Annotated in this window: 24 protein-coding genes; 6 read left to right on the top strand and 18 right to left on the bottom strand. The window is 38.7% G+C overall.

Translation table 11 applies throughout. The features are described 5' to 3' along the window. Positions 1–178: 178 nt before the first annotated feature. From LC040_05955 to LC040_05920, 8 genes are all read right to left on the bottom strand, one after another. Positions 179–1,351 (bottom strand): hypothetical protein, encoded by a 1,173-nt coding sequence (locus tag LC040_05955; protein ID WLR52443.1) that lies wholly within the window; start codon positions 1,349–1,351, stop codon positions 179–181. A gap of 235 nt (positions 1,352–1,586) precedes the next feature. Then, entirely contained in the window at positions 1,587–1,763 is a 177-nt protein-coding gene (locus tag LC040_05950; protein ID WLR52442.1) for a hypothetical protein, read from the bottom strand. After that, on the bottom strand, positions 1,763–2,161 hold the full coding sequence (locus tag LC040_05945) for a zinc-finger domain-containing protein (GenBank protein ID WLR52441.1): 399 nt from the start codon (positions 2,159–2,161) through the stop codon (positions 1,763–1,765). Before LC040_05945 ends, LC040_05950 begins: the two co-directional genes overlap by 1 nt. A 296-nt stretch (positions 2,162–2,457) precedes the next feature. Continuing rightward, positions 2,458–2,796, bottom strand: coding sequence for a hypothetical protein (locus LC040_05940; protein ID WLR52440.1), 339 nt, complete (start codon positions 2,794–2,796; stop codon positions 2,458–2,460). Then, positions 2,780–3,034, bottom strand: a complete 255-nt coding sequence (locus LC040_05935) for a hypothetical protein (GenBank protein WLR52439.1) — start codon at positions 3,032–3,034, stop codon at positions 2,780–2,782. The genes LC040_05940 and LC040_05935 overlap by 17 nt, the downstream gene beginning before the upstream one ends. Further along, on the bottom strand, positions 3,021–3,326 hold the full coding sequence (locus tag LC040_05930) for a hypothetical protein (GenBank protein ID WLR52438.1): 306 nt from the start codon (positions 3,324–3,326) through the stop codon (positions 3,021–3,023). The genes LC040_05935 and LC040_05930 overlap by 14 nt, the downstream gene beginning before the upstream one ends. Positions 3,327–3,352: 26 nt before the next feature. Next, positions 3,353–3,613, bottom strand: a complete 261-nt coding sequence (locus tag LC040_05925; protein ID WLR52437.1) for a DUF771 domain-containing protein — start codon at positions 3,611–3,613, stop codon at positions 3,353–3,355. Positions 3,614–3,624: 11 nt separating this feature from the next. Further along, on the bottom strand, positions 3,625–4,149 hold the full coding sequence (locus LC040_05920; protein WLR52436.1) for a helix-turn-helix transcriptional regulator: 525 nt from the start codon (positions 4,147–4,149) through the stop codon (positions 3,625–3,627). Between the two features lie 214 nt (positions 4,150–4,363). On the opposite strand from LC040_05920, the gene LC040_05915 reads away from it, so the two are divergent. After that, a complete protein-coding gene (locus tag LC040_05915; GenBank protein ID WLR52435.1) occupies positions 4,364–4,819 on the top strand; it encodes a DUF2634 domain-containing protein in 456 nt (151 codons plus the stop codon). On the opposite strand, the gene LC040_05910 is transcribed toward LC040_05915, so the two are convergent. The 4 genes from LC040_05910 to LC040_05895 form a co-directional block, all read right to left on the bottom strand. Next, positions 4,787–5,080, bottom strand: coding sequence for a hypothetical protein (locus tag LC040_05910; protein WLR52434.1), 294 nt, complete (start codon positions 5,078–5,080; stop codon positions 4,787–4,789). The two genes, LC040_05915 and LC040_05910, sit on opposite strands and share 33 nt — an antisense overlap. 48 nt (positions 5,081–5,128) lie before the next feature. Next, positions 5,129–5,386 (bottom strand): hypothetical protein, encoded by a 258-nt coding sequence (locus LC040_05905; protein WLR52433.1) that lies wholly within the window; start codon positions 5,384–5,386, stop codon positions 5,129–5,131. Between the two features lie 110 nt (positions 5,387–5,496). Next, positions 5,497–5,940, bottom strand: a complete 444-nt coding sequence (locus LC040_05900; protein ID WLR52432.1) for a hypothetical protein — start codon at positions 5,938–5,940, stop codon at positions 5,497–5,499. Between the two features lie 22 nt (positions 5,941–5,962). Further along, positions 5,963–6,184: a helix-turn-helix transcriptional regulator gene (locus LC040_05895; protein ID WLR52431.1), complete on the bottom strand. Its 222-nt coding sequence runs from the start codon at positions 6,182–6,184 to the stop codon at positions 5,963–5,965. 157 nt (positions 6,185–6,341) lie between these two features. Here LC040_05895 and LC040_05890 point away from each other — a divergent pair, with 157 nt between their 5' ends. The 3 genes from LC040_05890 (at position 6,342) to LC040_05880 (ending at position 9,142) form a co-directional block, all read left to right on the top strand. Continuing rightward, a complete protein-coding gene (locus LC040_05890) occupies positions 6,342–6,758 on the top strand; it encodes a helix-turn-helix transcriptional regulator (GenBank protein WLR52430.1) in 417 nt (138 codons plus the stop codon). Between the two features lie 54 nt (positions 6,759–6,812). Further along, entirely contained in the window at positions 6,813–7,694 is an 882-nt protein-coding gene (locus tag LC040_05885; GenBank protein WLR52429.1) for an exonuclease domain-containing protein, read from the top strand. A gap of 125 nt (positions 7,695–7,819) precedes the next feature. Then, positions 7,820–9,142 (top strand): HEPN domain-containing protein, encoded by a 1,323-nt coding sequence (locus tag LC040_05880; GenBank protein WLR52428.1) that lies wholly within the window; start codon positions 7,820–7,822, stop codon positions 9,140–9,142. A 283-nt stretch (positions 9,143–9,425) separates the two neighbouring features. Here the strand turns inward: LC040_05880 and LC040_05875 are convergent, their stop codons facing one another. Continuing rightward, positions 9,426–10,577 carry an XRE family transcriptional regulator gene (locus LC040_05875; GenBank protein WLR52427.1) on the bottom strand — a complete coding sequence of 384 codons (1,152 nt, stop codon included), beginning with the start codon at positions 10,575–10,577 and terminating at the stop codon, positions 9,426–9,428. After that, on the bottom strand, positions 10,567–11,223 hold the full coding sequence (locus tag LC040_05870) for a hypothetical protein (GenBank protein WLR52426.1): 657 nt from the start codon (positions 11,221–11,223) through the stop codon (positions 10,567–10,569). The genes LC040_05875 and LC040_05870 overlap by 11 nt, the downstream gene beginning before the upstream one ends. Before the next feature lie 136 nt (positions 11,224–11,359). Between LC040_05870 and LC040_05865 the strand changes: the two genes are divergently transcribed. Together LC040_05865 and LC040_05860 are read left to right on the top strand one after the other, a co-directional pair. After that, entirely contained in the window at positions 11,360–11,887 is a 528-nt protein-coding gene (locus tag LC040_05865; GenBank protein ID WLR52425.1) for an ImmA/IrrE family metallo-endopeptidase, read from the top strand. Between the two features lie 52 nt (positions 11,888–11,939). Beyond that, the gene (locus LC040_05860) at positions 11,940–13,130 is read left to right on the top strand and encodes a tyrosine-type recombinase/integrase (GenBank protein WLR52424.1); all 1,191 of its coding nucleotides are present in this window, start codon (positions 11,940–11,942) and stop codon (positions 13,128–13,130) included. Between the two features lie 70 nt (positions 13,131–13,200). Here the strand turns inward: LC040_05860 and glnA are convergent, their stop codons facing one another. From glnA to hflX, 4 genes are all read right to left on the bottom strand, one after another. Next, positions 13,201–14,535 carry a type I glutamate--ammonia ligase gene (gene glnA / locus LC040_05855; GenBank protein ID WLR52423.1) on the bottom strand — a complete coding sequence of 445 codons (1,335 nt, stop codon included), beginning with the start codon at positions 14,533–14,535 and terminating at the stop codon, positions 13,201–13,203. A gap of 63 nt (positions 14,536–14,598) precedes the next feature. After that, positions 14,599–15,000 carry a MerR family transcriptional regulator gene (locus LC040_05850; protein ID WLR52422.1) on the bottom strand — a complete coding sequence of 134 codons (402 nt, stop codon included), beginning with the start codon at positions 14,998–15,000 and terminating at the stop codon, positions 14,599–14,601. A 165-nt stretch (positions 15,001–15,165) separates the two neighbouring features. Continuing rightward, positions 15,166–16,428, bottom strand: coding sequence for a methionine gamma-lyase family protein (locus tag LC040_05845; GenBank protein ID WLR52421.1), 1,263 nt, complete (start codon positions 16,426–16,428; stop codon positions 15,166–15,168). Between the two features lie 18 nt (positions 16,429–16,446). Next, positions 16,447–17,697: a GTPase HflX gene (gene hflX / locus LC040_05840; protein WLR53209.1), complete on the bottom strand. Its 1,251-nt coding sequence runs from the start codon at positions 17,695–17,697 to the stop codon at positions 16,447–16,449. Positions 17,698–17,780 lie beyond the last annotated feature (83 nt).

The raw sequence follows: 17,780 nt of genomic DNA, 5'->3' as shown, positions 1-17,780 counted from the left end.
CTGCCGTTGTGGAAGCCACACTTTGCAAATACACCAAAGCCAGATAAATGGCAGCAAGAACGGCAAAGCCTGCCTTTATCACATTTGCCATAAGCACAAAGCATAGGGTTGTAATTGTTTTGTCCCCAGTCATTGCTTTTCAGCTTCAGACTTCTTTGGCGCTCGATAACCTTAGCCATTAATTACACCCAGGGGTTTCTCGAAATGCTTTTAGTTGCTTTTGCAGGTCCGCTTTCAATTGCTCCGCTTCTTGGGTATCTTCTTGCGTTTGCTCAGTTGGTTTACCTTGTTTTTCTTCTTCAAACCATTCAGGAAGCTTTTCCTTGCGCGGATGATAGCCAGCTCGACCTCTTGGCTTACGCTGTTTTGGCTGATGTTCAGTGAATTCAACCTTCTTCGCGTTCTGTTTGGCTTCTTTCCTTGACTTCTGGAGATAGGCTTGTTGCAGAATGTGTTGCTTGCAGTAGCTGAATGTATTAATGCGTGCTCCTGTGTATGGTGGTTTGTAGTTTGCAAAGCATTCTTCCAGCCATTTCAGGGCATCTTCAAGAGCAATGTCACTTTTTACGATCTCCATGATGTCTTGCATATCATTTGCACTTGGGTATAGACCACGGCCACGAAGTTGAATGAATTTGTTTTCAAGTTCGCGTGCAGCATGTTCAATGTCATTCACTGTTTCTTGCTTTGGTTCTTGTTCTTGATCTTGCTGTTGTTCAGAAGATGAACACACGCGCGCTTTGTCATCATCATTTTTATTAATTTCATTGGAAGTAATCTCTGTAGTAATCTCTGGTATTGCTCCTTCACTGTGTACGCTCGAACCGTCATCCTGTTTGGTGGAACCTTCAACTTGTTCACTCGAACCTTCAATTTGAAGGCTCGATTCTTCATTCTGCATGTTCGAATATTCAATCACATATTCTTGTAAGGTATAGCCAAGTGAACGTAGTTCCTGTTCAATCTTCAATAAGTTCACACGATATTGCTTTGTTTTGTCCCAGTTGTAAATCGGATTGGTTCTCATATCCACCCAACCCTTTTCAACTAATTTGTTTAGCAACCGGCGCACTGTTACTTCTGAAACGCCTAGCATGGTTTCCTCAACGAGCTCAGATGCTTTCTTATAAATCCAGCCATTATTAAGCTCTTGATCATGTTCTTCGCCTATTTTCTCCGCGCGCTGTTTCTCCTCTAGGATGAACTTATCGTAATCTCTGACACGTTCCGCCCAATACACCATTTGATTAAGCAGAACAGCCAAACGAAAATCGCCCGTTAAGGCGAAAAATTCTTCTTTTATGACGACACGTTTTAATTTCCTTGGTTGTGCTGTTGCTGTAGCTGTCATTTTGCAACTCTCCTTCGTTCACAAACAATAAATTTATCATTCACCTTGAGCACCTGGTAATGCGGATACCTCCGCATAAACCGCATTACTTCGACCTCAAATTGTGCTGGCTGTTCGGTTCTTAACGCGTGCAGCTTATGCGGAAGCAGCACATTATAATATGGGTAGGCAAGCAATCGGACCGCTTCCCTTCCTTTGGAATTGATTGTCTAATAGCTTGGTAGTATACTAGATATCAAATAGCCCAATCTTCAATGAAGAATCGGTAGTTCTCATTGAAGCCTTTTTCTTGGACGATTTCCTCGGCCTGTTCTCGACAGTCTGTCACGTTGTCAGCAGCAACGATGGCAATATGAACAGTGTGGAAATCGTCTTCTTTTTTATGTCTACAAAACTTTACTTCATAGACCATTACGCACACCCGCCAGTTTGTCGGTGCAACTTCTCGCATTTTCCATAGATGGAACTCGGTGAACGATTCAACTTCTTGGCAATATGCTCGTAGCTGTATCGCTTTCCGTCTCCTATAAGGTGCAAATGCCCCTTTAAGTAAAACGTTTCTTCCACTGTATAGCTTCCATTGTTAATACCAGGCTGATTCACAGCGCATTTTTGAAAATCCTCAGAACCTATCAACTGCCCCAACTCTGCTAACCTTATTCCTACCTTGCAGACCTCTCGACAATATCGCTCTGCTCGATGTTGCCCGAGCAATTCTTTATTCTGTGCCTTAATCCCACAAGCAATACAATTTGTATCAAGCAACCGGATTGCTTTTCGTCTAACCTCAGAAGGCTTAGTCGTTGTCATGGCTCATCCTCCTATTCCATGAAATAGAGGTATGCGGGCAATACCAAACCCGCACCCAAACTAATGAAAAGTGAATGGTAATTTACGTGGCGTTACAAGGCGCGGTGTTCACTTCCTTCCATTATGTAGTTTGATGGTAGCCACAATTCCCATCGTCACGGCCAAGAGTAAGTGTGATTGGCGTATCAGGTCGAGGGGAGGCAACCCGAAATACTCCTGGCCATGACGACAAGAACCAAAGCTCTTGTCGCACCATATAAATGATGGTAGAATTATCTTAATCGCATGTAATCAACTCAGGCAGTAAGTGTTCCCGCACTTGCTGCTTTTTCTTTTGCCAACGGGTTGTTTCGTTGCTGGAAGACTTGTCTCTCTTCATCTACTAGATTGGCAAGCTCATTTAAGATGTCGCTCTCACTCCACTTGCGCTTAGAGGCAAAGAACTGTGCGTTCCTTCGCAAAGCCTTCACAAGTATCCGCATTTCCATTCCATCCATTTCTTCCTCTAAGACCAGCTTCTCAAATGCAATATCTGCTTGGGCTTGAACAGAACTTGGAGCAATTCGTGTATAGAAATTCATCGCTTGCATGCAGACCGCATTCTCAGCCTGTGTAAGATTAAGCTGATGCTTCATTGTCCACCGCTACCTTTCTGGCAAAACCGATTTTCACACCTTGCTTCCTGAACTTCGCAATAATTGGAGCAAGCTTTGCTCTAGCTTCTGCCTTGCGCTTCGCTTTATCTAGTTCCTTAGCAAAAGCCATAACTTCTTCCGCACAAATTTGCACATCTTTGAACCTGCCCTCTTCCAGTGCTTCATTCAATTCATCCGTCGCTACTAAAATGCCCATAATCATTTCACGCGTTTGCATATTCGCGTACCTCCTTTTGCATCTTAATTAGCACTTTACACAAACTCATCCCCACACTATTGCACGTAATTTGTTTGTATTCATAATCGTAGAAAAACATAAAACCTCTTTCTATTAGTTCATCAAATTCCGCAATAACATAAAGTGCGTAGCTCATTTCGTCACTATTTCGATCAACAACCAACACCCTAGCGTCTTCAAGCTGCCCTTTTACAGTTGTAACGAATTCTGGAGAAGTCTGCTCTTCAAGCTCACTCCAATCGATCATTGGTGCTTCTATAGCTTGGTTCATTTCACTACCTTCCTTTCATCATTGATTTATTGTTCACTAAGCCATGTAAGCAAGAACTTCTTTGCGTCTTGTGCAGGGAAATACCATTTACCGCCTACTTTATGCTTAGGGAAGCGCGGGTCGAAGAAGAACTTTTCCTGAATGGTTCCCCAGCTCATACACGTTCTGCGTTTCAGTTCATTTGCATCCCAGAACACACGCTCCACATCTAATTCTTTGACTCTCTCTTCAAGCTTTTCGAGATACATTTGACGTACTTCTTCTTGGTCCACTTGAACATTAATCATGCTTAGCCTCCTTATCTTGTAACGTATTGGTTAGCAACTAGTTTGTTAGTGTGTCGTTCCCAAACGCTGTGCCAGGGAACTTGGTATTCCTCACACATGATCGACATGTAATGAATTAAGGCATAAATTGCATCCGCTGACTGTTCTAATGAATGTTCAATCTCTTGCCGTTCCCACGACTTAATGGAGAATGGCTGATTGATGACACTCACTTTCTCGATTGCCCCTATTGCTTCTTCCAGTTCTTCAATTGTCTTCAACTTCACACTGCTTCTGTGTAGATCAACGGCCGGACCGTCAAGCTTACGCATCCCCCAGCCTGCATATTCAGCAGCTGCTTCCAGTGCAACCCAAGGGTTGTTATGCTTCACTGCAAAGTACTCAGCAGTTTGGGGTTGCACACGGTACCCGCCTGTTTCCTGCTTGGATACCGCTTCACGGGATTGATGTGTTTCCATGGAAAACTTCTCCTGACTCATCTTCGCTTGTTTCCTAGCTTCCTTTGCTGTTCGTGCAGCTCTACCATTTCGCAACATCTTTCACTTCCTTTCTACCAATGTAAAAATAAATACTTGCTATGATGGAATTAGCAGCATTTATTAAATTATGGTGGTACGGTTGTTAGATTCGCTCCAGTAGGCTTTTGATCTAATTTGTATTCTTGACTATTCAGGGGGTTTACTTCTCCCATTTTTTGTAGGATTTTCCTCTTATCTGTCGAATGGTAAAGACAGGAAGGAGGTGATAACTTTGAAATGGAATCCTGCTACCCCGGTAAAGTCAAATCTTAACCCAAGATTAGATGTGCATAGTTACAAAAGCGATCTAGCGTTTGATTTTGATAATGGTGACCTTATAATCGCAAATGGTGACCTAAAAACCGTATCTGGACTAGAAAATTTCATCCAAAAAGTTAAAAAAGTTTTGCTTACTCAAAAGACTGCAACTATTGATTATGGTTTAAATGACTTTTTACCAGATACAACAAATGAAAATCGCTTTAAAAACGACTGCCAGTTGCTTGCAAATGAACTAGTTTCTCATGAATTTTCAGATTCAACACCAAACGATCCAAACGGTTTAGGATATTCAATTGAGTCCGTTGTTTCAATTGAATACCTAAAAGTTGAAAATACTTTGTCAATTAAAATGCAAGTTACTGGTGAAGATAATTTACAAACGATTGGTATTAAATGTTTCGATTAAGGACTTACTAATGGCTTTTACTAAATCATCGATTACCGAGCCTTCTTTTTTACAATAGCTATCTGGAAGATAATTTTTGACTTTAACTGAAAATTGTTTTGCGACTTCCATATCATTGTCAGAAGCTTTTTGTAAGTTCATAACATCCAATTCAAACTTATTGATTTGCTGAAGAGTTTCTTCTAGTTGTTTTGAGAGTGTAGAGGCTTTCAACAACAGCTCTTGGAACTCTTTAGCAGACAAATGCTTTTCACTCATCATGACTACCCCTTTCTGTGTGTTAGTATTGGCTATCAACAAACATCGAAGTTAGCTAGCAAAGTTCTTGAAATACGTTTTAATAAGAGATAACACTTTTTCTTCTTTGGCAGCTTCTGACTTGTGTTGCTCCTTAAGTATTTGAGAGATCTCTTTTTTTAAATGAAATAGTGGGTCTCTCTTTACTTTTCTTTCAGGCAAATCGTGAAGGGCTTTGTCTACCCAGTCTCCAAAAGTATTCAAGCTCATTTCTTCAATTTTTTGCGCTGAAGGTAAGTAAGGAGCAAGCTCTCGTTCATTCTCACTCATCCCGACTACCCCTTTCTGTTTGTTAGTATTGGATTGTCAACAAGCAGCTACTGTTCCGCTTGCGCCTAACGGGTAACAAGGGCTAGGTCTTTTACCAATGAACTCCTTAACTATGGCGGTATTGCTTCTAGCTTGACTGGAGAGCGCTGTTTGGAAAATGGCTTGCAGCTGCATTCCCTTTGGAGTCTTGGGTGTGGTTTCAATTTTTTATATAAAGTATGGTAAGTGAAAATATTGGGACGTGGTTCTTTTTTAGGTGATTGAGGTTCTGGGTGTTGGTCCGGTTGGGCTTGCTGTTGTTCCGCTGCTTTTTGTTTAGCCTTGCGTTCCTGTCGGTTTCGTTCGATTGCTTCTCGGTTTTGCGGTGTTAAGGCCAAGAACGTGAGAACCGTGCTCTCGAACTTCGCCTTAACTGGAACGTGTTCGTTTTGGTAACAAATATAGAAACCGTCCGCATCCTCGCGCAGCACACGCACAACTGGTCGCAAGCTAACAAGTACTTTCACTTTTGTACCGACCAGGTTACGAGCTGCTTGATGGGCTTTATTGTTCATTTGAGTTACCTCCCTTCTGCTTTCATGCGGGTTTATGTTTCGTTTCGTTACATTGATTATCAAAAAAAAGAGTCCATTCAAAGTTAAGAGCTGAACCAATCGAACGAGCAACTTTCACACTAGGAGTTCTTGTTCCTGATTCAATCATAGTGTAGTAAGCCCTTTTAATATTTGCTGCTTCTGCTACACCCTCATGAGTTAAACCTTCTTTTTCCCGTAATAACTTCAACCATTCTCTCACCATCAACCCTCCTTCAATGTATCGTTTCGTTACATCAATAATAGTGTCATTTAGTTACAATGTCAATAAAAAAACAAAAAAAACGTTTCTTTTAGTTACATTAAGTTTAATGTAACTAATTGTTACGGTAAAATAAAGAAGTACTAAGGAGGGAAAAGGATTGTTAGCACAAAGGTTAGTTAATTTAAGAAATAAACATAAATATACTCAGCAAAAGATGGCTGAATACCTTGGAGTTACACGGCCTGCTTACACTGCTTATGAAAGAGGTTCAAGAAAGCCGGATTACGATACTCTACAAAAAATTGCTGACCTTTACGATGTTTCTGTAGACTATCTCCTTGGTAGAACAGACAAGCCACGACTTAAGGAAACCACAGCCAGTAAACAATCGGAAAATGACTTTAACGCTCTTGAAGAGATTAGAAAGCTTTGTGATGAATACGGCATTGAGGATTTTGGATTTTTTGACATAAGCAAATGGCGGGAAATGACCCCGGATGATGTAGAGGAAATTCGTAAGCATTTTGAATACATAATGTTTCAGGTCAACAAGAGGAAAGATGAAGAGAAATGACACCAAGACACTTACACCTTACAAGGGATAAGTGTCTTTTTTTGAGGTGATAAGATGGAAAAGATAGGATGCTTAGTAGACGTCGAAACAACTGGATTAAGTCCAGAGCGTGATGAAATTATTGAGATGGCCCTAATATTATTCTCATATGATGAACAAAACGGTTCCATTAATAACATAATTGAAAAGTATTCAGCTCTAAGAGAGCCTTTGTCGCCTACTGCAAAAGAAAATTATGACGAAGCATACAGAGTTCATGGCATCCCATTTAATAAAGTTAAAGGAAAGCAGTTTGACGATCACTATATTAACAAGTTATTTGAACAAGCTGATATATTGATTGCTCACAATGCTTCTTTTGACCGCAGCTTCATTTACAGAATGTATCCAGAGGTAAACGAAAAGAAATGGCACTGTTCAATGAGGCATGTTAAATGGCAAGATTATGGATTTGAAAACAAAAAGCTAATAACCCTTCTTCAAGGTCATAGCATTTCTAATCACCAAACTCACAGAGCTTTGGACGATATTTTAAATTTACTTGAGTTATTAAAGCTTCAAAGTCCTAATGAAGAAATTTATTTTAAAGAAGTTATTTCAAATAAACCTATGCGAAAATATCAACCTAGGAAAAAACAAAAATATCAACCTGCCAAAGGATATACCATTAGCATAGGCGGCACAAATAGTACAGAACCTCAAAAGCCAAAGCATCACAAACAATGGGAAAACCCAATAGTCAGGTTTTTCTACTCAAAACCAGTACTTATTTTGTTTTTTAGCTTTATGGTTATAAGTAATTTATTTATTAGCTTAGTATATGGACTTGTGTACTTCATTATTTCCTTTATTATAATCTTTCTATTTTATAAAGGGCTTACAAATAAAAGGAAAGAAATGCTGGAATATAAAAGAAGTAATACCGATGTTAGTTAACTTATAAACAATTTTAAGGCCTTTGTTTTTTTGACATAAACATATGCAGCAAATGACGCCTGGTGATGCAGAGGAAATTCGTAAGCATTTTGAATACATAATGTTTTAAGTCAACAAGAGGAAAGATGAAGAGAAATGATATCAATTTAGGGGGAAATTCTATAATGTTCAATGAATTTAAAACTGAATACTTAATAGTAATTGATACGAAAAATTCGTTTTGTGGTAATGTTAACTCCTTTAATCGATTACTAGAATCTTATTCAGAGATTAAAGTTAGTGAAAATACTATTGACTATGCAAATTTAAAAATAGAATATACTATCCAAACTGGGAAGTTTAACAACAGTGATACCGATCAATATTTTCACATAAAGCTTACCTTAAAAGAGGAAACGAAACTTCAAGAATTTGAATATTTATTAAGAATAATAAGAACTCTGCTAGGAAAAATAAGTAAGATGCAGATCGAAGTTTTATGGGATGATATTAGCTTCTATTATGCAAATAAAGCTTATCCATTAATACACGAACTTGAAAACCTTATGAGAAAATTAATTACAAAATTCATGTTAATTAATGTAGGAACTGTTTGGACTGACGTTCACACCCCTGATTCTGTAAATATTGATAAAAAAAAGAAAAATGAAAAAACAGGTTTTTTATATAATACAGACTTCATTGACTTAACTAAATTTTTATTTGATAAATACCAAACTGAGAGCATAGACAAACTATATAAAAAAATACAAACATTGCAAGATAATAGTAAAATTAATATTGACGAATTAGAAAAGTTTATTCCACAATCAAATTGGGATAGGTATTTTTCAGAATTAGTTGAATGCGAACAAGATTTTCTAAAAAAACGGTGGGATAACTTATATCAATTAAGATGTAAAGTTGCTCATAACAACCGAATAAATAGAGATGAATTTATAATCATTCAAAATCTTTCTAGTGAAATTAAAGAAAAATTAGTTTCAGCAATCGAAAATCTTGACAAAATACATATTCCTACTGAGGAAATGGAGTTAATTTCTGAAAATATGGCATCTAACCTAAATGAGATGGTCGGTCTTTTTTTAATGAAATATAAACAACTAGAGGAAGTAATATATTCATATGTAAGTGAACAAACAAACATACCAGTTCAAAAACCTTTCAAGATACTAAACTTAATTAATAAATTGGAAAAGGAAGAATTAATAACTAAACAAACATGCCGTACAATTAGCCACCTAGTAAAAATCAGAAATTACGTGGTACATAGTGCTAATTTTAATCTCGCATTAGACGACTTTGAACCAATATTTGATGCAATAAATAATTTGAGCATTGAATTTATTAAACGTTCTAAAGATAGGGAGCTTGTTTGTGTGTCATGTAAAAATGAAAAGGGGAAATTTCAGTCAACTGAAGGAGTCATTTGTGAAAAATGCAGCTAGATACAGAGAAAATTTAAATTATGTACAAATTGTGGCATGTATTATCCCTGGGGTGAGCTAAAAAGTGATAAATGTAATGAATGTATAAGTAAGGAGTAGTAATTTATATACTAAATTATCCTTTCTTCATGTGCCATGACCGCTCTTTTAATTAGTTTCCCTCTTACTATTAGGCTTATAGAAAGAACGGAGCTAACTAATTATCATTTGTTAATGACAGTTAAGTTAGCCCCCTCCTTTGTGTCCACACAAAAGCTAAAGAAAACAAAAACAATATTATATATCATCGCTTAAACGACACGATATTCCCATAGTTATTTCTTTCAATTAAAGTCCCAGGCAATAAGTTAGCTAAAAGCTCAATGTCTTCTCTTGATAACCCTATTTCATCAATTAAATCATTCTTGGCTTTTACATTATGTTCAAGAATTAATTCAATAGATTGTTTTAATAAGGAAGGCTCCTCATATTTCATTTCAGAGTCTAATGGTTCTTGTTTTAACATATTTTTGTTTGATAATAAGCGCCGTATATATAGAAATTGAGATTCTGTAAAAATTCCTACTTGCATCGCTCTATATGCCATAGCTTGAATTGATACCTTCCACCTCTTTTTTAATTCAATTAAATTTTCTAAAGAACTACTATAAACTTCGCTTCCAAATGTTTCTTCAGGCAATAAAAAAGAAGAGGCAAAGCGATCAGCTTCTTTTTCCATTAATTTGTAATTTTCCTTTTTGTTAAATTCTTTCCATGAAATATTTGGATGCAAAATTAAATGCCCTAATTCATGAGCAATATCGAACCTTGATCTAACCGAGGATGTATTATCACTACCTAAAAATATAAATGGTCTGTTATTATTTTCACTCCACTTTGAACAAGCATCAATTTTATAATCATTAAATTTAGCTCTTGAAATAACCGCTCCATTTTTCTCTAAAAGTAAAAGAATATTTGAAATAGGACCTTTTCCAAGACCAAAATACTTTCTAACATCCAAAGCTATTTCATCAATCTCTTCAAATGCAGTTGGTATATAGGAATTATTTTCTATCACTTTTGGTATATTTACTTGTGGAAAGTTCATAATTTCATCTAAATATTCATAAATATCTACCAACCAATCAAGTCTGTGACGATGAATTTTTTTTGATTTAACAGTAGCTGCAGCCCTGCTTCTAAAAAAAACTACCATTTCACTTTCTTCTGAAGTAGGCTTTAACATATAAGTCAAATGAACCTTTAATATTGAACATATTTTTCTTAAAACTAAACTACTGGGAACCGCTTTAAAGTTTTCATATTTAGATATTGATTGATGGGTAACTCCAACTTCCTCTGCTAATTCTTTAATTGTATAACCACGTGCTTCTCTGGCTTTTTTGAGTCTTTTAGGACAAAAACTAGAAATCTGAGATGACTTACTCTTCACTTCGACGCACTCCCTGTAGAAATTCTTTGAAGTCAACAAGTTTTTCTGATGTAATTTTTTCTTCTTTTGCTCTATCTTCATTTTCAAGCTTAATTAATCTAGGCTCTTCTAAAATGTTTATTCGGTCAATCCAATTATTCTTACCTGGCATTCCTAAATTAATAAAAGCTGGTTCTCTATTTCCATAACCATGAGTGAGAAGTAAGTATTTAGGTTCTAATTTTGTGTTAACCTCTTCCTCCTCCCATAAATCCCAATATAGTTGGTTTGCTAATTGTAGTTTCTTTCTAAAAAAAGCAGGTCTTGCAATTTTATTCGGAGTTGTTGTTTGACTTACTGTTATTTTTGCATTTTCTGTATGTAACTGCAGAAAAGGATATGTTTTATTTGAATTATACTCAATTGTATAGTTAAACGGTAACTCCCCTCTATCTACACCATTTTTCAAAACATATTGAACAGCAATATGTTTTAAATAACCTATATGATATTCTCCTATCTTCCACCCTAGAAATGGATATTCTTCTAATGCTTTATATGCTAAATCATACGCTTTATGTATGAGCGGAATAAACTGAGCCCTAACTTTATAAGGAACTTCCTTTTTAATAAATTTTTCAGCATTTAATGGCGTTTGTATAATCATAGCTTCACCTCTTGACATTTATTCTATGCAACTATCTTACATAAAAAACATTATTTTTGCAACCGATACACCCACAAATTATTTAATTGCAAGAAAGAACATATGTTTGTATAATATCACCAAAGGAGTGAACATTATGCAATACACCTACTTCCCTACCCTACTCGAAGAATGGGTAACAAAGCTCTATAAAACAATTGGCATCAATCACCCCGAAGATTTAGATGAAACGTACATTTGTCGAAAATTGAACATCTACCTGAAATACAAGAACATGGAGTCTCACTACTTAGTTACCGGCCGGTATCAAGAAATTACGATTAACGCTGCACTTCCGCTTCATCAGAAGCGTGAAGCCTTCTATCATGAGCTTTGTCACATCCTCAGACACACTGGGAACCAAATTACTATGCCTGACATGTTAAGGGTCCTGCAAGAACGTGACGCCAGGCATTTTGTCCGTTATGCAGCCCTCCCCTATCATTTGATTGTTAATTATGATATCTATGCAACGGATGCAACTGTTCATTTGTCAAATGTATTCGGCGTTACGGAAGAGCTGTGCCAGGAACGAATTGATAAGATTAAGACGAATCGAAAAGTGAAGGTTGTCCGTGAAGGATTCAATGAATATCGGTTTTCTAACATTGTACCAAGACGATAAAATCTTTACCGTATAATGAATAGGATCATCTTCTATCGAAAGGAGAATGTTTATGGCCAGTTTTAAGAAATTAGGTCCTGGCAATTGGCGCTATCGTTGGAAGTACAGAGATAAGATAACAGGCAAGCCTAAAGAAGTTAAGAGGCAAGGCTTCCGGACAAAGCCGGAGGCTGAAAGAGATTATGAAGAAATGAAGAGAAAGATTGAGTTAGGCTATGATGCAAGGGATGATGAACGTGTGGTAGAGTTTCTAGAGTTTTGGCTACAAGAATATAAGAAGGACAAAGTGGCAAAGAACACGTACAGACTTCATGAACGGAACGTTAAGAATCATATCGCTCCTTACTTCCAAAAGATGAAGCTAGAAGATTTAACGCACAATTTGTACCAGAAGTTTATTAACCATTTAATCAGCCAAGATTACAGCAAGCGAACAGTCCAAATCATTCATAGTACAATGTACAGTGCTCTCCAGAAAGCCATGATAAGAAATAAGATTCAAAGAAACCCTTGTGAAGACGTAATTATATACTCCACAAAAGAAAAACGTCAGAAGGAAAGCAATAAATCTGATATTAAGTTCATTCCTTACGATAAGATCGGTGATTTTCTAGACGCTGCTATGAAGGACAATTACACCTATTACTTGTTCTTTCGGTTTCTAATTGAAACGGGAGTCCGTAAAGGTGAGGCCTTAGCTTTACAATGGGACAAGGTGAATGTTGCGGAGAATCGCGTTAAGATCATGTATTCAATTGATTATGAGGCGAAGTCAGATGATGAATTATTTAGTGACACGAAAACCTATAATTCAGAACGGGAAATACCTATTACAAGCCGTCTTGCAATGGAGTTGAATGCTCATAAGGTAAGACAGAATGATAACATCTATCGGCTTAAAGAAATGTACAAGCAGCACTTAAATTTGGTCTTTTGCAGAGAGGACGGTTCCCCTCTTCCGAAATCAACTTTATTTAATGCGTTTAAGCGTATTCTCAAGAAAGCCGATCTGCCACCTTTGAGCATTCATTCATTGCGTCATACACATGCGGTATTGATGTTAGAATCAGAGGTCGATATGAAGTATATTCAAGAAGCCCTGGGGCACAGCTCCATGAAGATTACCTCAGATGTGTACACCCATGTCAGCCACAAGATTGAATCCGATGCAATTAACCGTTTCGAAAAGCATACGGACAAAATTTTTTCATTGGGGGCACATTTGGGGCACAAAACGAACTAACACCTGCCCCCTCAAAAGTTGCCCCCAAACAAAAACCCCCAGACGCCTACAGCGCCAAGGGGTTCAGCTATTAATATGAAGTTAGATATTGCTCGCGTTCCCAAGGGTGAACTTGTGTGCGGAACATATCCCACTCAATTTCTTTTGCTTCGATGAAGTGCTCTGAAATGTGAGCGCCTAGTGCGTTGAATAGAACGTCATCTTGTTTGAAGTTCCTTAACGCTTGAGCAAGAGTTGAAGGTAATTGCTTAATGCCAGCTTCAGCAAGCTCTTCATCGCTCATCACATAGATGTTGCGGTTTACTGGAGCTGGTGCTTTCATTTTCTTCTTGATTCCATCAAGTCCAGCTGCAAGCATAACTGCCATTGCAAGATATGGGTTTGCTGCTGGGTCAACGCTACGTACTTCAACACGTGTACTTAAACCGCGAGATGCTGGGATACGGATAAGTGGGCTACGGTTTTTCGCTGACCATGCTACATAAGATGGTGCTTCGTAACCAGGAACCAAGCGTTTGTATGAGTTAACGATTGGGTTTGTGATTGCTGTGAATGCCTCTGCGTGTTCAAGAAGACCGGCGATGAATTGGTAAGCTGTATCAGTTAACTGAAGATCGCCCTTTTCATCGTAGAAGGCATTTTCTTTGCCGCGGAATAGAGACATGTTGCAGTGCATTCCAGAACCATTAACACCGAACAATGGTTTTGGCATGAATGTCGCGTGTAAGCCGTGCTTACGAGCGATTGTTTTTACAACAAGCTTAAATGTTTGGATATCATCACACGCTTTAATTGCAGACGCGTATTTAAAGTCAATTTCGTGCTGACCAGGTGCTACTTCATGGTGAGATGCTTCAATTTCAAAGCCCATATCTTCAAGCTCAAGTACGATATCGCGACGGCAGTTTTCACCAAGGTCTGTTGGCGCTAGGTCGAAGTATCCGCCTTTATCGTTTAGCTCTAGAGTCGGTTCGCCTTTCTCATCATTTTTGAATAAGAAGAATTCCGGCTCTGGTCCGATATTAAAGCTTGTAAAACCAAGCTCTTCAGCTTCTTTCAATACTTTCTTCAACACACCGCGCGGGTCACCTTCAAAAGGAGTGCCATCTGGCATATGTACGTCACAGATAAGACGTGCCACTTTCCCCTTTTCAGCTGTCCATGGGAATACAACCCATGTATCAAGGTCAGGATATAGTCTCATATCTGATTCTTCGATGCGAACAAAACCTTCGATTGATGAACCATCGAACATCATTTCATTATTAAGCGCTTTTGGTAACTGTCCAACTGGAATCTCAACATTTTTGATGATCCCTAACATGTCAGTAAACTGCAAGCGAATGAAACGAACGTTTTGCTCCTCTGAGAACTTAAGAATATCTTCTTTTGTATACTTTGCCATCCCTGTTTCCTCCCAATTTTGATAATTAGCTTTATTTATAAGTAAAAATATAGCTTACAAACCTTAATGGAAAAACCTTGACATTTCACCTTGACGGAGGGTTGTGCGGTTAAATCTACCCGCTTGAATTAGTTCAGTGCGTAGACGTTTGCGAAGCTCCGAATCGGTGATATGTTCTTTCTGATTTTCAATTAATTTGGCTTCCTGCTGTGCTTGTTCTCTCGCCTTTACCTCAAAGAGCTGTTTAATGCCGGCAAGATTGACCCCTTGCTCGATTAAATCTTTGATCTCAAGCAATGTGTCGACATCGTTGAAAGAAAACATGCGGCGATTTCCCTCAGTACGAGAAGGATTAATTAAATTGTGCTCCTCATAATAACGAATTTGTCTTGCGGACAATTCCGTTAGCTGCTTAACAATCCCGATCGGAAACAACGGCATGTTACGACGAATATTATCATTCATAGTACCCCTCCAATCTGTTCATTATGTATTGCCTTGCTTAACTTGATTTCATCTTACAACATGTTAGCTATCGTGTCAATCAAATGTTAGATTATTTCACATCAAAATATTTCGAAAATACACAATTCATAAAAAGCAGCACCAAAACGGTACTGCCTTTCTTAATTAGCCTAGTGTTAACAGCTGTTTCTCAAGCAGCTGTGTCACAGCTAGGCAAACAGCTATTTTTACATGCTCATAGGTAAGCCCACCTTGGACGTAACATTCATACGGAGGTCTCATAGGGCCGTCTGCGGAAAGTTCAATGCTTGAGCCTTGAATGAACGTACCAGCAGCCATAATAACATCATCTTCATAGCCAGGCATATAGCTTGGCATTGGTCTGACGTGGGCATTGACTGGTGATGCCTGTTGAATGGCTTGGGCAAATGTTGTCATCATCTCCGGGTCTTCAAACGTAACAGATTGAATTAAATCTGTTCGCTTTGCATCCCACTTTGGGTATGAAGACAATCCAATCTTTTCAAGCAGAGCTGCGGTGAACACCGCTCCTTTTAATGCTTGGCTGACAACATGCGGGGCAAGAAACAATCCTTGATACATTTCTTGCAGGCTGTATAATGAAGCCCCTGCTTCTCTCCCTATTCCTGGCGATGTAAGGCGGTAAGCACACTGTTCAATTAAAGCAGCACTCCCGACAAGGTAGCCACCAGTTTTCACTAATCCACCGCCTGGGTTTTTAATTAAAGAGCCGGCAATTAAATCAGCACCAACATGACAAGGCTCTTGCTCTTCAACAAATTCCCCGTAGCAGTTATCAACGAAGACGACCACATCAGGCTTTATCTCTTTAACAAAAGTAATCATTTCTTTGATTTGATCAATTGTAAAGGATGGACGTGATGCATAGCCTTTTGAGCGTTGAATACCGATCATTTTTGTTTTCTCTGTAATTGCAGCACGTACCGCTTTATAATCGACTGCTCCGTCATGCAATAATGGCACCGCACGATACGAAATATTGAAATCAATTAATGAACCATTTCCACCGCCACGAATGCCGACGATTTCTTCCAACGTGTCATACGGCTTGCCTGTCATATAAACCAATTCGTCACCTGGACGAAGTACGCCAAATAACGCTGTTGAAATCGCATGTGTACCAGAAATAATTTGTGGGCGTACGATCGCTTCCTCATGGCCGAAGACGTTCGCATAGATTTTCTCTAATGTATCTCTCCCAGTGTCATCATAGCCATAACCTGTGCTTGGAGTGAAGTGAAAGTCACTTACTTGATTGTTGCGAAACGCTTCGAGTACACGATGTTGATGGTATTCAGCCATTTTTTCAATCCGTTCATGAATCGGCTTAATTTGTGCTTCTATTTCATCAATGTGCTTGTCTAGTTGTGGATGGTATTGCAGCATGATTTTGTTTCTCCTTTGCTATTTCTCATATTGTTTCAGTTCTGCAGCTAACGGATGTGTCGGCAGGATATACCCTCTACAGCGATATACTTGCTTATCTTCATCGTATTCCCGATTTGTTAAAATCGAGTCCTGCTTTAACCTTGCAAGCAATTTACCTGCATCAGGCGGAAGAACAATGCTGTATGGTTTCATCTGCTTTTTCAATCGCTCTTCAATTTCTGTGAGCAGATGCTCAATATCACTGCAGTCATATGCACTAATTTGAATAGAGGCACGTCCTGATGTCGGAATAAAACTTTCTTCTAGTAGGTCGCGTTTGTTATAAACGGTCAGCATCGGTAGCTCAGCCGCTTCTAGTTCCTCCAGCAGCTCAAACACTGTTTTTTCGTGTTGAAACACATCAGGATGGGAAGCATCGGCAACATGCAGCATTAAGTCTGCTTCCTTCACCTCTTCTAGTGTTGAGCGAAAGGCCGCAACTAAGGTAGTTGGCAAATCTTGAATGAAACCAACTGTATCAGTCAAAAGCACCGTTAACCCAGAAGGCAGCTGAATGCGTCTTGTTAATGGGTCTAGTGTTGCAAACAACTGGTCCTGTGCGTATGCGTCCGCTTTCGTTAACTGATTAAAAATTGTAGATTTCCCCGCATTGGTATAGCCGAGCAAGACGAGTTGAATCGATTGGTTCCGTTTCCGCTGCTGTCTGTACCGCTCGCGATGAGATGTGACAGTTTTCAACTGACGCTTGATTTCATCAATCCGGCGATGAATATGCCGTCTGTCAGATTCAAGCTTCGTTTCACCAGGACCACGGGTTCCGATTCCACCGCCAAGTCTTGACAATGCTTCCCCCTGGCCTGTCAGCCTCGGAAGCATATATTGAAGCTGAGCAAGCTCCACTTGCAGCTTCCCTTCTTTTGTCTGCGCCCTTCCTGCAAAGATATCTAAAATTAATTGCGTACGGTCAACAACCCTTACACCTGTTTCGTCTCGCAAATTACGTAGCTGACTCGGTGACAATTCATCGTTGGAAATGATGAGGTCAGCCTCTAATTCCTCCACAAAACGCGCAAGCTCTTCAACCTTTCCTTTTCCTATGTAAAGTGCAGAATGAATACGGTCACGGTTTTGTGTAAAAACAGCTTCTACAGAAGCACCAGCTGTTTTTGCAAGTGACGCCAGTTCATCCATCGAATATTGAAAACGTTCACGGTCCTCCTGGTTTAAATGACATCCAAGCAGCACCGCACGCTCTTGTTCTTGTATTTCTGTTTTAGTCAACGAACTCCCTCTCTTTTTCTCATACTCAGTCTTTCTTATTATTCTAACCTGTAGTCAGTATACCAAAA

Origin of the sequence: Bacillus tianshenii (assembly GCA_020524525.2) — a bacterium.
Taxonomy (GTDB): Bacteria; Bacillota; Bacilli; order Bacillales; family Bacillaceae_N; genus Bacillus_AV.
Note: the sequence above shows the minus strand (reverse complement) of the source record. Positions and strands in the feature narration are given on the sequence as shown.